Source organism: Streptomyces sp. NBC_01481 (assembly GCF_026339995.1).
Lineage (GTDB): Bacteria > Actinomycetota > Actinomycetes > Streptomycetales > Streptomycetaceae > Streptomyces.
Map to the genome: position 1 here is coordinate 1,141,963 of NZ_JAPEPT010000001.1, position 13,264 is coordinate 1,155,226.

Below are 13,264 nucleotides of genomic sequence, written 5' to 3' on the forward strand. Positions count from 1 at the left end.
CTTAGGGCCAGGTGATCAGGACCCGTGCGTGCGGACGGTCGACGACGCGGCCCACGGGAAGCTGGGCGTCGGGCGTGCCTGCCGGGTGGACCTCGACCCGTGCTCGGTCGCTGCGGTGTTCGCGGTCCCAGATCTGGATCTCCTCGACGAGCCGCTCGGCGACCTTCTGGCCCTGCGGTCCGTGGCCGATGGCGCCCAGCTCGAACCGTTCCGGGGTGTCGGTGCGGCGGACCGAGCGATAGGCGAAGCTGTCGCCGTCGACGAGGGTGGGCACGCCGAGCGGCGAGATCGAGGCGACCAGGCCGCGCTCGCGGGCGGCCGGTGTCCCGGCCAGGAGCGGCAGGTTGTCGAGCGCGGTTGTCAGCCACAGGTCCAGGTGTTCGTTGGACTCGTTGCCGGCAAGCGTCACCCCGGACCAGGCTTCGGCTCGGGAGGTGCGCAGGGCGGCACGAAGCGCATCGACGTCCGGCTCCGGGTGTCCGTCCAGGCGCAGGCCGACCTCTTCGCCTGTGATGTCGTGCAGCAGGACCAGGCGGACGCGGTTCTCTCCAGCGCCCTGCATGGGCACGAAGCCGCACAGCTCGACGCTGTCGCTCACGAGGTGGTCGCTGTGGCGGACGAGCGCGACGGTGCGCGTCATGCCGCGCATCCGCAGCGGCACGACGAGTCGGCCGCCGTCGACGAGCTGCTCGATCCAGGCAGGGGGGATGTCAGCGGCCTGGACGGTGACGATGATGCGGTCGTACGGGGCGTGCCCGGCCAAGCCGTACTCGCCGTCTGCGGTGAAGACCTGCACCTGCCGGTCGTAGCCGGTCTTGGCCAGAAACATCTCGGCGCGCTCGGTGACATCGCGGTCGATGTCCAGGGTGACGACCAGGCCGTCCGTGCCGACGATCTCGGCGAGGTAGGCGGCGTTGACGCCACCGGAACCGATCTCCAGCACCCGCATTCCCGGCCGGATGTCCGCTTGCTCGATCTGCATGGCCTGGATGCGGGCCGCGGACACCGAGCTGACGGCCACGCCGTCGGCGTCCTTCTTCGTGATCGCGGCGTACTCCGCCTGGTATGCCTTGGCCATGTCCTCGTCCGGGGTGGCCAGGTGGCGGGGGATCTTGCCGAACGCAGCCACGACGTGCGGGCTTTGTGCGGCACCGACTTCGATGAGTTCCCTGACCATCTCGTCGCGCAAGTGCTGTTCGGGCGTGGGGACTTCTTCGCTGTGAGTTGTCATGCCGGAGACGTTGTTCACGGGCTTTCTCCTCCTCGGCTGTGTGCGCCGAGCGGTGGCGTGTGCACAGTGGAGCGATTTCTGGTGTTGGCCCCTGCTAGGGGTATGGCTTGTAGAAAGGCGACAGCAGCCACATGGGGTAGAGGGTGGGCAGGTTGACAGCTACTCCGGGCAAGGTCACTCCCGGACAGCGGCGCACCGCGTTCGCGAGTCGCCGCATGGACGTGCATCGGCGGCGGCCGGGACAACTCTGCCTCGAGAGGCAGGGCGGGGGCGTCGTCCCCAGTGCGCAGTGTGCGGCGTCCTTGGCCGAGATGACCTTGTAAGTTCGGCGCCGTGCTCGTTCCAGCCGCCCGAGTAGCCGCAGCCGGCATTCAAACTCTTCGTCGGGCCGGGTGCCCGTGGAGGCGGTCATGACGCAGCCTCCAGAAGTGAGGGCTGGTCGACGGGCGTGGTGGCCGCGGACCTGAGTGATCGGCGGCACCACACCCACTTGCCGTCATTGCGCCCCCGTGCACGGCACCCCCAGTCGTCCGAGCATGCCTGGACCAGGGCTAACCCGCGGCCGGACTCCTCCCCGGCGGACTCCTGTCGCGGGACCGGGAGGCGGGGAGAGGCGTCGGCGACCTCAATGAGGACCGTGTCGTCGCGCTGCTGGAGGACCATCACGATGGGTCCCTCGCCGTGCTGCACCGCGTTGGTCACGAGCTCCGACACGATGAGCGCCATGTCGTCGGCCAGGTCGCCCAGGCCCCATGAGGTCAGGGCGCCACGCGCCGTCCTGCGCGCTCTGGACACCTCGCGCGGGTCGGAATCCAGAGGTGTCGCGAGCGCTCGGAGCATGTGGCCCTTCGGCACGCTCGGCGTGGGGATCGCCATCATTCCCACCTGCGCAGCGTGTTCCGGACCCGTCGTACGGTCCTCGTGCCGGCACTGAAACCGCCCCCAGCGACGTCCACGGCCGTCCGCGGCTCTGCGGGCAGGAGCACGAGCCAGGTCCGGCCGCACGGCCGGACCGGCAGCGGCCGTCTGCCCTGGAGGCCAGGTGTGGGGGTTTCCTGCATCACGGTGGGGCTCCTTGAGAAGAGACGAACATGTCCGAACGGGACTCACCAGCGCCACGTAGGTCGCTGGTGATGGCGTCCTCGCGTTCGGCGACGGCGATCAGAGTGGTGCCCAGGCGGATGTCGTCGCCATGCCCCAGCAGATGGCGTGCAGCGCTCTTCCGGGTGACGGACCTAGCACGCGGGTAGCGTCGAAGTGTCGTCTATGCCTAGGGCGTTGCGTGCGAGAGGAGTGGCGGTGTCCCCTGCAAGCGAGGGAGCCGCCGGTCAGAGCCGACAGCGGTCGTCAGTGGTCTTCTGTGGCCGAGAGGGGCCGACGATGGATGAACGTCCCAGGACGCTGCTCAAAGCGCTGGTGTCCCAACGACACTGGCGTTACGGGGACTTCGTGGGCCACTTCGCCCGCACTGCCGAGCAGGTCGTCAAGAAGGGCACCAGGAACCCGACGATCTCCGAGGCGCAGTTCCGCCGCTGGACCGCGGGAACCATCCGGACTTTACCCAGCCCAGATGCCTGCCGCGTGCTGGAGGAGATGTTCGGCGTCAGCGCCACCGCTCTGTTCCAGGCGCCTCCCTCGCCCGAGTCACCCGCACCCGCGTTCAGCCTGAAAGCCGAGATCGACATGACCGCACGCGACGCATCCAGCGAGGCCGGCGCCGCCGCCTCCGCGTCCATCTCCGACACCACCGTCGACCAGCTACGCGACGACGTCGCCCAACTCGCCCGCCGCTACAACACCTTTTCGGCGTTCGAGGTCCTGCAGACCGCGCGCAAGCTGCGCGAGGAGTCCGAGCAGCAACGCGACCGCACTCAGGTGCCCGCTCAGCAGCAGGACCTGCTGATCACCGCCGGACAAGCCTGCGCGCTGCTGTCCGCCGCGGCCTTCGATCTGGGCTCGCTCGACGGCGCCACCCGCCTGGCTCGCGCCGCCGCCCTGTACGGCGAGACCGCCCGCTACACCCCGCTGCGAGCCTTCGCCGGCGGAACCCTTGCCTACATCGCCTACTTCTCCGGTCGGCCCGCCGAAGCGGCGCAGCTCGCCCAGCGCGCGCAGATGTTCACCGGACTCGGTGACGTCGCACGCCGCCGGCTGGCGGCCATCGAAGCACGCGCCCACGGCCACCGAGGCGACGCCGTCTCGGCCCAGCAGGCACTCAACGCCTCTCACGAGGCGAGACGCGGGGAGAACGACGACCTGCACGACGGCGTGGCAGGCGAGTTCGGCTTCCCCGACGAACGGTTGGCCATGTCCAACAGCTCGACCTGCCTGCTACTCGGGAACGGCGAACAAGCCGAGACCGCGGCCCGCAGCGCGCTTGAGCTGGTGGCCAACAAGCCCGAGACACTGCGCTCCGTACGTGTAGTGGGCGGTGCAGCCGTGGATCTGGCCGCCGCCCGGCTCCTGAGCGGCGATCTCGATGGAGCGGCCGACGCTCTCGAACGCCTCTGGATCGTGCCCGGCGAACAGCGTGCCACGGGCCTGCTGACCCGCACCGCGCGCGTCCGCCGGGCACTGACCGACGAGCGGTTCCGCCGGACGCCTCTGGCGAGCGAAGTCGGCGAGCGCCTGGAGCATTTCAGCCGACTCGCCGCCCAGCACCAACTCGGCCCGGCAGCCGGAGCGGTGGCGGCCCTGGAGGGCTGAGCCGCGTCAGGGCGTGGAGGCCAAGGAGGCGATTATCTTGGCCTCCTTCTCGGTGGCGAGCCCGTGTTCGGCCCAGCGCGGGTGGTCCACGGGGCGGCCGTCGGCCCGCAGCCACGCCCACGTGTCCGCGATCGTCTCGCGCAGCGGTCGGCACTTCAGCCCGGCTGAGACAGCGCGGCTGGAGTTCACTGACCACACACCCGCGTGCGTACGCCAGAGGGGCAGCTCGGTCCACTGCCGTACTCCATGCTCGATGAGCACCTCCGGCTCCACCCACACCGCATGGGCGTCCGCTTGCGTCAAGGTGAAGCACGCGTGCAGGAAGTCCCCGAAGGCCATCCCCTCGGGGTGGGCCACGTTGTAGGCGCCGCCGGTTGCCGCGGCTGCCTGGTCCACGGCGAACGCCGCGACATCGCGCACATCGGTCGGCTGGATGATTCGACTGGCCGGAGCCGGCGCCAGGACCGGTCCGCCGCGGTGGGCACGGTTAAGCCACCACGGCAGCCGCCCCACGTACTCACCGGGTCCGAGAATGACCCCCGGCCGCAGGAACACCGCCCCCTCGCCGAATACCTCGGCGACGGCTCGCTCCCCACCGGCCTTCTGAAACCCGTACTTGGTGGGCGAACCATCCGCGCCGGTGTAGCCGAAGGATTCGTTCACGTCCGACGGGCAATCCAGGATTTCGGATGCCTCGGTCAGGGGCTGATGCGGCCACCCTGCGTAGACCGACACCGTGGAGACATGGACCCACCGGCGCGCCGCATCGCGCAGCGCGCGTGCGGCGAGGCGCACGTCACGGGGCGGGAGTTCGGAACTTGACGTATCGATCACGGCGTCCCAAGGTCCCTCGTCGGCAAGCCGGTTGAGGTCCGCCGCTTCTGTCCGGTCCCCGCGAACCGGCCGCACCCCTGGCACGTCTTGCCCAGACCGGCCGCGGCTGAACGCCGTCACGTCCCAGCCGCGACGATGCGCCTCCACGGCGACACTCCTGCCCAGGAACCACGTACCGCCCAAGACCAGAATCCTCATGCCCAAGATCCTGCCTTCCCCGAGGGCCCCGGGATAAGGGGCCCGCTCTGATCCGGCCCTATCCCGCATGCGGGCGTCAGCTGGTGGACCGATCGCTCGCCGGACGAGCCCGCCCACCTGGGCGAACTGATGGGCGCCCTGGTCAGTGAGGTCGATGAGCGGGCCGTCCGCGAGTACCGAGACCTCATCCGAGCCCGGACGCGTTGTCAGCCTGCATGAAGCTCCGCGATGACCTGATCCGTCATCCGGCGCGCGGGTTCCAACCGGGGGTCCTGCGGGTGCGCGTGCGGACCGAGGATTTTCGAGCACACGAAGAGCGTCATCAGCTTGCCGTCCCGGCTCTCGAAGTCGTGGCGCCGTTCCAGCCGTACGCGATCGGCCAGAGAGGGGACGGCAAGGGAGCTTCCCCACAGCGAAGCGGAATCCAAGCCGCGCGGCGCGTTGCCCCAGTCCTCCCAATCGAAGACAGACAACGTCGGCGCCGTCATGTTGGCCCAGTTCAGATCCGCGTGAGCCGGCACCCACCGCTCTACCGTCGTGTCGAAGCCATCGGCGCGGGAGATGCTGCGGACAGCTTCGGTGACGAGAGCCTGCGTGATAGTGACGGTGTCCGGAGTGGCGACACGCGTCGTGTCCTGGGCCACAAGCGCGTCCAGCAAAGCGTTGAACGCCTGCCACCACGAGTCCTGCAGCTTCGGGTCTTCGCTGAGGATCGCGGTACCGATGGGCGCACTCGGCAAGAGCTCGGTCTCGTCGGCGCGCCACATCACGGGTTCGTCCGCGTCCCGCCAGACGACACACCCCTGCCAGGTGGGCTGGGCAATGCCGTCGAGTCGCGCAGCGCACTCGGTGCCGTTCCAGCCCTGCACCCCGATCTTGTCGAGCCCGCGCCTCTCAATACGGACCCACGTGCGCCGGTCTGTCCGCGCTCCGACCGAGCGGCGTTTGCGTACCACCGTGTCCCGGTCCAACTCGACTTGAAGGGATCGCTCTACGTGATCGAGAACGTTGTCAACCGGTTCGACTCGCAAGTCAACGGCCTGCGCCGAAGGTACCGAGAGCGTCATGCGGGCGACCGTAGCACCGGAGCAATGGACCCCATGTCCGTCTCGGTCTATGCGGTGAACAGAGCTACGAAGGCCACTGCTCGGCCGCCGATCGCGGCACCGCCCCCACGGTGTGGAAACGGCTGAAAGCAGATCGGTCGAGCCACCAGACGCGCAGGTCGCTCGCCCACGGGCGCATCGATGTGAAGGACTCGCTGACCGAAAACCCAGCGCCATCAGTGACCGTACGGTGACGTTGTGTCAGTGGTGCGTGCTCTCATACGACCTGTGCAGGGATAAGCCAACGAACTTGGATCGAGGGGGAGTTCTTTCATGGCGATACAGGTGCCGGCGTACATACGGGGAGCCTCGGAGGCCGACAGCGCGTTCGGCGGTGAAGCAAAGGCCCCGCCGCTGTGCCACCCCGCTCCCGCGGCCAGCGACCAGTCGTTTGTGGGCCTGTGAGCCGCCGTCGCCCGGTGCGGCGGGGTCCCGTCCGGCGCCGTCCGGTCCGCCGTTCCAAGAAGCAGGACGAGCAGGTTGCCCTGCTGGTTGGCGGAGTCGTGGCGCTTGGGCTGGTGGCCGCCGCCGTTCAGTGGTTGCTTGTCCACTGGTGGCTCCTCGTTCTCGCGGCCGTGATGGCATCGGTCGCGGGTGGCCTCTGGATCCAGCAGGTCCGACAGAGGGCCGAGTGGCAGCGCGTCCGCGCCCAGGCGCTGCGGCTGAGGATCGCCGAGATAGACGCCCTGGACCACCGCGCATTCGAGTTCTCCATACGGGACTTGATGCGCCGGGACGGGTGTAGTGCTGAGCGGATCGGCGGTGCCGGCGACGACGCCTGCGACGTACGGGCCACCGACCCGGCCGGCCGAGTCTGGGCAATCCAGTGCAAGCACCGCCGAGACGGGGACCGCGGCTCTGCCGTCGGCGTCGGCGTGCTGCAGCAGGTCAACGGCACTGCCCGGCAGGTCCACGGGGCGGACATCGCGGTCGTGCTCACCAACGGTCGCTTTTCTTCGAAGGCCATCCCCTGGGGCAGGGAGCATCGCATTCATCTCGTCGACCGCCGTGTACTCGGCGAGTGGGCCGCAGGATCCCGTCCGCTGTGGGACCTGCTGGACCGCATCCCTCCTCCACGTCGACCGACGGCCCTGTCCTGACCCGTGCGCCGCACGAATGGGCAGGACGGGGCCCTGGCACTACCGGTAACGCCGTGGTGTTTTGCCTGTTGGGAGGAGTGGACGGGTGATTCTGACGATCAATGTGGCAGTTCTGCTGGCCTTCATCATCATCGTCCGACTGCGTCGACGTACGGAGGCTCGGAGTCGGGTGGACGAGAAGTTGACTGTACTCATTGTGCTGGTGTTCGGCCTACTGATCGCCCCGACCAGCTTCGGCCAGGGAGTCCTGAACGTCGTGGGCCAACTCGCGGAGAGCATCTCGCAGTCCGGCGGCCCGTGAGCCCCTCGGTGCCCCTCACGGTGAATGCCCCATCGGCCCGTCCGCCCGGACCCTTCCGCGACGGGCCTGCTCGTGATCGTGATGCCACGGGAGGAGTTCATGCCTACCGTGCGCAGTGCAGCTGGTGATCGACGGTGTCCTGCTGCCATCGAGCTCGCTTGGCCGGGCCAATCCTCGTCGCCGACTTCGACGAACGGGCCCGCGAGCTGGTCGCCGTCGCGTAGCGGGTCCGGGGCGGCGCCCACGCGGCCGGGTCAGTCCTTCAGCAGTGCCTCCGCGCCGTCCAGGGATCGTTCCACCGTCAGTTTGAAGAACGCCAGGTCCTGCGCCGCCAGATCCGCCGGGTCGTCGCTCGCGACCGCCTGCGCGCCCGCCGCCGCCAGGCCGGGGCGCGTCTCGTCCTTCGCGAACGCGGCCATGGCGCGGCCCATTTCCGCGCGTGCCGCCGGGAAGTAGTTGTCGCGGTCGTCCTCCACCGCCACCAGCATGAACGCGCTGTTGAGCAGGTAGCGGTAGATCTCGGTCGCGTGCTTGCCGAACCCCGCCCCCAGCAGCACCTTGATGCCGACATCGATCGTCGGCAGCGCGGCCGGCACGTTCGGGCCGACCAGGACCAGGCGGCGTGCCACGCCCGGGTACTGGCGCAGGACGGCGCGCCCTTCGAGCATCAGTGCGCTGAACCAGTCGCGCCACGCCGAGTCCGCGTCGGGCACCGGAATGCGTGCGATCACCCGGTCGGTGACCGCCATGACCACCGCCTCGCGGTCGCCGACGTGATGCGCGACCACACCTGGCCATACGTCCAGCTTGGTGGCGATCTGCCGGATGGACCAGCCGTCGAGTCCGTGCTCGGCGGTCAACTCGACCGCGGCATCGATGATTTTGTCCGCCGTGATGGGCGGCAGGCCTGCCGAGGCCCGTGAACGGCGGCGGGGCGCTGACCCAGACATGACTAAAAACCTAACGCTGGAGGGGGTGTGACCGAAGCGACTTGACGCCCGGCGACCCGCAGGGCATAGAGTCAGCCTAACCTATTAGTCACTGTCTAAGAGGTGCCCGCACAGACCGCCCGTCACCGGCGCCGCGTCCTGCGGCACCGGTTGTTACGCAGCAGTGCACGACCCGGCCGCCGGGCGACCCGGCCGACCGGCTGGATGTATTTGTCCTTTTTCGTCCCGCAATCTGAGAGGCTCCGCGTCATGCGCAAATGGATGCCGCTGCTGGCGGTTTGCCTTGGCACCTTCATGCTGTTGATCGACGTGACCATCGTCAGCGTCGCCCTGCCGCAGATGACCGACTCGCTCGACGCGTCGTTCTCCGATCTGCAGTGGGTGGTCGACGTCTATGTGCTGGTCCTCGCCGCCCTGCTGATGGCGATCGGCTCGCTGTCCGACCTCAAGGGCGCCCGGCGGGTCTATCTCGTCGGCCTCGCCGTCTTCGCCCTCGCCTCGCTGGCCTGCGGCCTCGCGGACAACAGTGGTCAGCTGATCGCGGCGCGCGGTGTGCAGGGCCTCGGCGCCGCCGCGATGTTCGCCACCAACACCGCCCTGCTGGCCAGCAATTACCGCGGTCGCGACCGCGGAATCGCCTTCGGCCTGTGGGGCGCGGTCAACGGCGCCGCGGCGGCGGCCGGACCGATCCTGGGCGGACTGCTCACCGAGCATCTGAACTGGCGGTGGATCTTCCTGGTCAACCTGCCCGTCGCGGCGCTCGCGCTGATCGTCGGCCGCAAGTATCTGGAGGGCTCGGCCATCCGCACCGACCGCCGGGTCGACCTGCCCGGCACGATCGGTTTCACCCTGATGGCCACACTGCTGATCTTCGCGCTGATCCGCGCGGGCGACGACGGCTGGGGCGCGAACACGACGCTCGCCCTGTTCGGCGGTGCGGCGCTCGCGCTGGTGGCCTTTGTCCTGGTCGAGCGCGGCAAGCGGGATCCGATGCTGGACCTGGCCCTGCTGCGTACACCGTCCTTCGGCGGGCTGATGGCCGGAGCCGTGGTGTTCAGCGCCGCGGCCTTCGCCAACCTGGTGTTCGTCTCGGTGTGGGCGCAGTCGGTGCTCGACCTCAGCCCGGTCAAGGCGGGTCTGATCCTTACGCCGCTGAGCGGAATGTCCTTCCTGGCCGCCGGACTTGCGGGCCGGTTCCTGGCGAGCGTCGCTCCGCAGTGGCCGATCGGTATCGGTCTTCTGCTGATCGGCGCGGGCACCCTCCTGGAGATGCTTGTCACCGGCGACTCGGGCTGGACGGCCCTGCTCCCCGGCATGATCGTCACCGGTATCGGTGTCGGTATCGCCTCGCCGACCCTCGCGTCGGCCGCGCTGGCCGCTGCGCCGGCGAGCAGGGCGGGCATGGCGGGCGGTGCGGCGAACACGTTCCGTCAGCTCGGCTTCGCGGTCGGCATTCCGATCGTCGGTGCCATCCTGACGGGTGTGGTCGGCCGGAACCTCGACGACAGCAAGGCGTTCGCCGGGGCGAACGAGGTGGCCGAGCAGGTCAGCAGCGGTCAGGCCGCCGGCGTGGTCGCCTCTCTCCCGGAGCAGTCGCGGGCCGCGGCGACCACCGCGATCGAGGACGCCTGGGCGGCAGGTCTTGATCAAGTGTTCCTGATCAGCGGTGTCGCGGCCGCGCTCGCCGGGGTCCTGGTCCTGGTGCTGGTGCGCCGGTCCGCCGAACAGCCGGATGCCGATATTCCCGAGTACGACGGGCAGTCGCCTGCGGCGGAAAGTCCGCTTCGGACCGCCTGAGAGTGGTGCGCGGGTCCGTCGGCCGTTCGGCCGGCGGGCCCAGGGAATGTGGTTGAGGGTTCGACTGGATTCCCACAAGACCACAGTCCATGGTCACTTGGTGTCAACACCCTGGGACCGTGTTTCGTAGGACTGTTGGCAATGACAAAGTCGGAGTCTTCACTTCCGCAGAATCTTCACAATAGAGTGACCGGTGGCGAGACGTATGTCAGTCCTTATCGAACTGGCGTCGCCAAATGCGCTTGAAGGGTGGGGGGATGGTTGAGGATTGCCAGGGGGGACGGTCTGCGGGCCGCACGCATCAAGGCAGGATTAACGCAGGACGAAGTGGCGCGAAGAGCCGAAATCAGCGTCAGAACCGTCCGTCATATTGAACGTGGCCAGGTGAAGAATCCGCGCCACGAGACCTTGGCGCGGATGGCCGAGGTGGTCGGGTACGACTACGAGGCCGCGGGACCGGGGAGCGAGCCGGACACGGATCCGCAGCCCGACCAGCCCGGATTCCGCTATGAGATACGCCTGCTGGGGCCGCTGACGGTTCTGTGCACGGGGCTGCCCGTGGCCATGCCGCTGAAGCAGCGGGCACTGCTCGGGCTGCTCGCCGTACAGCCGGACCAGACCGTGAGCCACGAAGAAATAGCGGATGTGCTGTGGAGCGGTGAAGCGCCGCCCGCTTACCAGAAATTGGTGCATACCTATGTGGCACGACTGCGCCGCCTCATCGAGCCGGGGCAGGGCAGGCACGGAAGAGGAGCCCGCCGTATCAGTACGGTGCGCGGCGGATACGTCTTCAACAGTAGAGGCGTTGAGCTGGATCTCCGTCAGTTCGAGGAACGCAGCGCACAGGCCAAGCAGACGGCGGCGGCCGATCCGATGGCCGCGCTCGAATTGTTCGGCCAGGCCCTGCGCGGCTGGCAGGGGCGGCTCCTGCAGGATCTGTCGCAGCTGTGGCAGCACCCCGCCGTCGTCAGGGTGGCGCAGCGGCATATCGATGTGGCCATCGATTTCGCGGATCTGGCAATCAGGCTGAACCGTTCCGCCTTTGCGGTCGAACATCTCAGGGTCGCGTCGTACGAGGAGCCGCTCCACGAGGCACTCCAGGCGCGGATCATGCTCGCGCTCGCCGGCTCCGGGCGGCGGGCGGCCGCGCTGCGCCTCTTCGCCGATCTGCGGATGAGGCTGAAGAAGGAACTGGGCGTCGAGCCGAGCGAAGAGATCTGGCAGGCGCGCAACGCCATCCTGATGGACGACGGCCCCGACGGGCGCACCGATCAGGCGGCCGCCGGGCGGCCCGGCTCGGCGACGACCCATACGTACGGCACGGCCCGCGACTCCTGGCCCGCGCCGACCCCGCCGCCCTTCGTGGCGGAGGCGGCCCGCCCCAGAAGCCTTGCTCCACCGGCGCAACTTCCGCCGGTCATCACGCCTTTCATCGGCCGGCAGGAGCAACTGGGGATTCTGGACGGTCTCTTGGCGCACCAGCGCAAGGGGCACCCCTCCGTGGGCATCGCCGCCATTAACGGACCGCCCGAGATCGGAAAGACGGCACTGGCCGTGCGGTGGGCCCATCACCGTCACGAGGAATTCCCCGACGGACAGCTCTACGCCGATCTGCAGGGCAGCGCCGAAGCCGCGGGACGGCCGGTCGACCCCCGCACGGTGCTCAACCGCTTCCTGCGGTCCCTCGGAGTGCCGGACGCCTGGATCCCGGACACCCGGGAAGAGGCGTCCGCCCTGTTCCGCAGCCTTCTCGCCGGCCGCCACTTCCTGGTGCTGCTCGACGACGCGGCGGACGCGGCGCAGGTCCGCGCACTGCTGCCGGGCACTCCGGGAAACCTGGTGGTCGTCACCAGCAGATCGCCGCTGATGGATCTGGTGACCCGCGAGGGCGCGCAGTCCATCGCCCTGGACGTCCTGTCCGCGGCGGAGTCGTACGCCCTGATCGAGACCCATCTCGGTCCGGAGCGTACGCAGGCGGAGCCCGATGCCACGGCCGAACTGGCGGCGGTCTGCGGGCAGTATCCGCTGGAGCTGCGCATGGCCGTCGCCAGGCTCGCGGCGACACCGCACCTGTCGATCCACGCACTTGTCACCGAACTCGCGCGAAGGGCTGCCGACCACTCCTATGCGCTGCGGTCCAAGCAGTCGGTGACTTCGAGCAGGACTCGCAATGCAGGCAACGGCCGGTGGCACCGGCTGACATGACCGCTGACAGCCTTGCGCGAGGCTGACAGCACGTCTTCTCCCGTCTTCCTCCACTCAATCACCGCAGCTCAGCACGGGAATTCCGCCCAGCACAGGCCGAACGAATGATTGCCATGAGGTAAATCGGCCTTTGCTGGTGCGGAGTTCGGTTGCTCGGACAGGGGCTCAGACCTATGGTCAAAGCTCGCGGGCAAGTCCCGAATAATGGCCGGGTTTTCGGTCATTGCTGATGATTGTTTGCGCCTCCATGTGCGAGGCGCCCTTACGGGGAATGCGAAAGTCCCCGAAGGCGTGCAATAAGCCGTGGGAGAGGATGGGAAATGGCGAACGTTACGGCCGAAGAAGCCCAGAAATGGCTGATCGACGAGATCGCACAGCGCCTGGGTGTGGAGCCGACGGAGGTCCCGGCCGACCAGTACTTCGACGAGCTCGACCTGGACAGCACCCAGGCGCTCATCATCGCCGGTGAGATGGAGAGCTGGCTCGGCTTCGAGCTCGGTACGACGGCGCTGTGGTACCACCCGACCATCGAGGCTCTCGCGGCGCACATCGCCGAGGAGTGCGCGGCGCGTTCCGCCGCGGCGTAGCGCCTGCGGCGCCGGGCCGGTCGCACTGGCCGGCGCCGCTCGACAGCGCGGTCGGCCCCGTCCGTACGCCGGCGACCACGTCCGTACAGCCGCTCGCCGGCACGGCCCCAGAGCCTCGTCCCACGGGAGGCGAACCTCAGCCCCGTCCGCCATCCCGTGGGACGAGACACCCGGCCGCGCCGAACGGTCCGGACGCGCACACCGCACCAGGCGACCCCTCCACGATGCGGACCCGCCCGCTGCAGCAAC

Annotated in this window: 12 protein-coding genes; 7 read left to right on the forward strand and 5 right to left on the reverse strand. The window is 68.8% G+C overall.

The window, feature by feature from the left end:
• Position 1: 1 nt before the first annotated feature.
• A complete protein-coding gene (gene fxlM, locus OOK40_RS05300) occupies positions 2 to 1,231 on the reverse strand; it encodes a methyltransferase, FxLD system (protein WP_266476909.1) in 1,230 nt (409 codons plus the stop codon).
• 408 nt (positions 1,232 to 1,639) lie between these two features.
• Positions 1,640 to 2,107, reverse strand: coding sequence for an ATP-binding protein (locus OOK40_RS05305; protein ID WP_266476910.1), 468 nt, complete (start codon positions 2,105 to 2,107; stop codon positions 1,640 to 1,642).
• A 504-nt stretch (positions 2,108 to 2,611) separates the two neighbouring features.
• Between OOK40_RS05305 and OOK40_RS05310 the strand changes: the two genes are divergently transcribed.
• The gene (locus OOK40_RS05310; RefSeq protein WP_266476912.1) at positions 2,612 to 3,937 is read left to right on the forward strand and encodes a DNA-binding protein; all 1,326 of its coding nucleotides are present in this window, start codon (positions 2,612 to 2,614) and stop codon (positions 3,935 to 3,937) included.
• Positions 3,938 to 3,943: 6 nt separating this feature from the next.
• Here the strand turns inward: OOK40_RS05310 and OOK40_RS05315 are convergent, their stop codons facing one another.
• Both OOK40_RS05315 and OOK40_RS05325 read right to left on the reverse strand, forming a co-directional pair.
• Positions 3,944 to 4,969 carry an NAD-dependent epimerase/dehydratase family protein gene (locus OOK40_RS05315; protein ID WP_266476914.1) on the reverse strand — a complete coding sequence of 342 codons (1,026 nt, stop codon included), beginning with the start codon at positions 4,967 to 4,969 and terminating at the stop codon, positions 3,944 to 3,946.
• 206 nt (positions 4,970 to 5,175) lie between these two features.
• Positions 5,176 to 6,036, reverse strand: a complete 861-nt coding sequence (locus OOK40_RS05325; RefSeq protein WP_266476915.1) for a hypothetical protein — start codon at positions 6,034 to 6,036, stop codon at positions 5,176 to 5,178.
• Positions 6,037 to 6,348: 312 nt separating this feature from the next.
• Here OOK40_RS05325 and OOK40_RS05330 point away from each other — a divergent pair, with 312 nt between their 5' ends.
• The 3 genes from OOK40_RS05330 to OOK40_RS05340 all read left to right on the forward strand — a co-directional run bounded on the left by OOK40_RS05330 (position 6,349) and on the right by OOK40_RS05340 (position 7,476).
• On the forward strand, positions 6,349 to 6,480 hold the full coding sequence (locus tag OOK40_RS05330) for a hypothetical protein (RefSeq protein ID WP_266476916.1): 132 nt from the start codon (positions 6,349 to 6,351) through the stop codon (positions 6,478 to 6,480).
• Complete coding sequence (locus OOK40_RS05335; RefSeq protein WP_266476917.1) at positions 6,477 to 7,175, forward strand: restriction endonuclease; 699 nt, start codon at positions 6,477 to 6,479, stop codon at positions 7,173 to 7,175. The genes OOK40_RS05330 and OOK40_RS05335 overlap by 4 nt, the downstream gene beginning before the upstream one ends.
• Positions 7,176 to 7,260: 85 nt before the next feature.
• Complete coding sequence (locus OOK40_RS05340) at positions 7,261 to 7,476, forward strand: hypothetical protein (RefSeq protein WP_266476918.1); 216 nt, start codon at positions 7,261 to 7,263, stop codon at positions 7,474 to 7,476.
• A gap of 254 nt (positions 7,477 to 7,730) precedes the next feature.
• Here the strand turns inward: OOK40_RS05340 and OOK40_RS05345 are convergent, their stop codons facing one another.
• Positions 7,731 to 8,426, reverse strand: coding sequence for a TetR/AcrR family transcriptional regulator (locus tag OOK40_RS05345; protein ID WP_266476920.1), 696 nt, complete (start codon positions 8,424 to 8,426; stop codon positions 7,731 to 7,733).
• 249 nt (positions 8,427 to 8,675) lie between these two features.
• On the opposite strand from OOK40_RS05345, the gene OOK40_RS05350 reads away from it, so the two are divergent.
• From OOK40_RS05350 to OOK40_RS05360, 3 genes are all read left to right on the forward strand, one after another.
• Entirely contained in the window at positions 8,676 to 10,223 is a 1,548-nt protein-coding gene (locus OOK40_RS05350; RefSeq protein ID WP_266476921.1) for an MFS transporter, read from the forward strand.
• 249 nt (positions 10,224 to 10,472) lie between these two features.
• Positions 10,473 to 12,428 (forward strand): BTAD domain-containing putative transcriptional regulator, encoded by a 1,956-nt coding sequence (locus OOK40_RS05355; RefSeq protein WP_266476923.1) that lies wholly within the window; start codon positions 10,473 to 10,475, stop codon positions 12,426 to 12,428.
• Between the two features lie 320 nt (positions 12,429 to 12,748).
• Complete coding sequence (locus tag OOK40_RS05360; RefSeq protein WP_266476925.1) at positions 12,749 to 13,015, forward strand: acyl carrier protein; 267 nt, start codon at positions 12,749 to 12,751, stop codon at positions 13,013 to 13,015.
• Positions 13,016 to 13,264: the final 249 nt, after the last annotated feature.

Excerpts from the sequence above, each read along its gene's own strand:
- fxlM (WP_266476909.1), bottom strand. The coding sequence starts at position 1,231 with ATGACAACTCACAGCGAAGAAGTCCCCACGCCCGAACAGCACTTGCGC.
- OOK40_RS05350 (WP_266476921.1), top strand. The coding sequence starts at position 8,676 with ATGCGCAAATGGATGCCGCTGCTGGCGGTTTGCCTTGGCACCTTCATG.
- OOK40_RS05345 (WP_266476920.1), bottom strand. The coding sequence starts at position 8,426 with ATGTCTGGGTCAGCGCCCCGCCGCCGTTCACGGGCCTCGGCAGGCCTG.
- OOK40_RS05310 (WP_266476912.1), top strand. The coding sequence starts at position 2,612 with ATGGATGAACGTCCCAGGACGCTGCTCAAAGCGCTGGTGTCCCAACGA.
- OOK40_RS05330 (WP_266476916.1), top strand. The coding sequence starts at position 6,349 with ATGGCGATACAGGTGCCGGCGTACATACGGGGAGCCTCGGAGGCCGAC.
- OOK40_RS05325 (WP_266476915.1), bottom strand. The coding sequence starts at position 6,036 with ATGACGCTCTCGGTACCTTCGGCGCAGGCCGTTGACTTGCGAGTCGAA.
- OOK40_RS05315 (WP_266476914.1), bottom strand. The coding sequence starts at position 4,969 with ATGAGGATTCTGGTCTTGGGCGGTACGTGGTTCCTGGGCAGGAGTGTC.
- OOK40_RS05360 (WP_266476925.1), top strand. The coding sequence starts at position 12,749 with ATGGCGAACGTTACGGCCGAAGAAGCCCAGAAATGGCTGATCGACGAG.
- OOK40_RS05305 (WP_266476910.1), bottom strand. The coding sequence starts at position 2,107 with ATGGCGATCCCCACGCCGAGCGTGCCGAAGGGCCACATGCTCCGAGCG.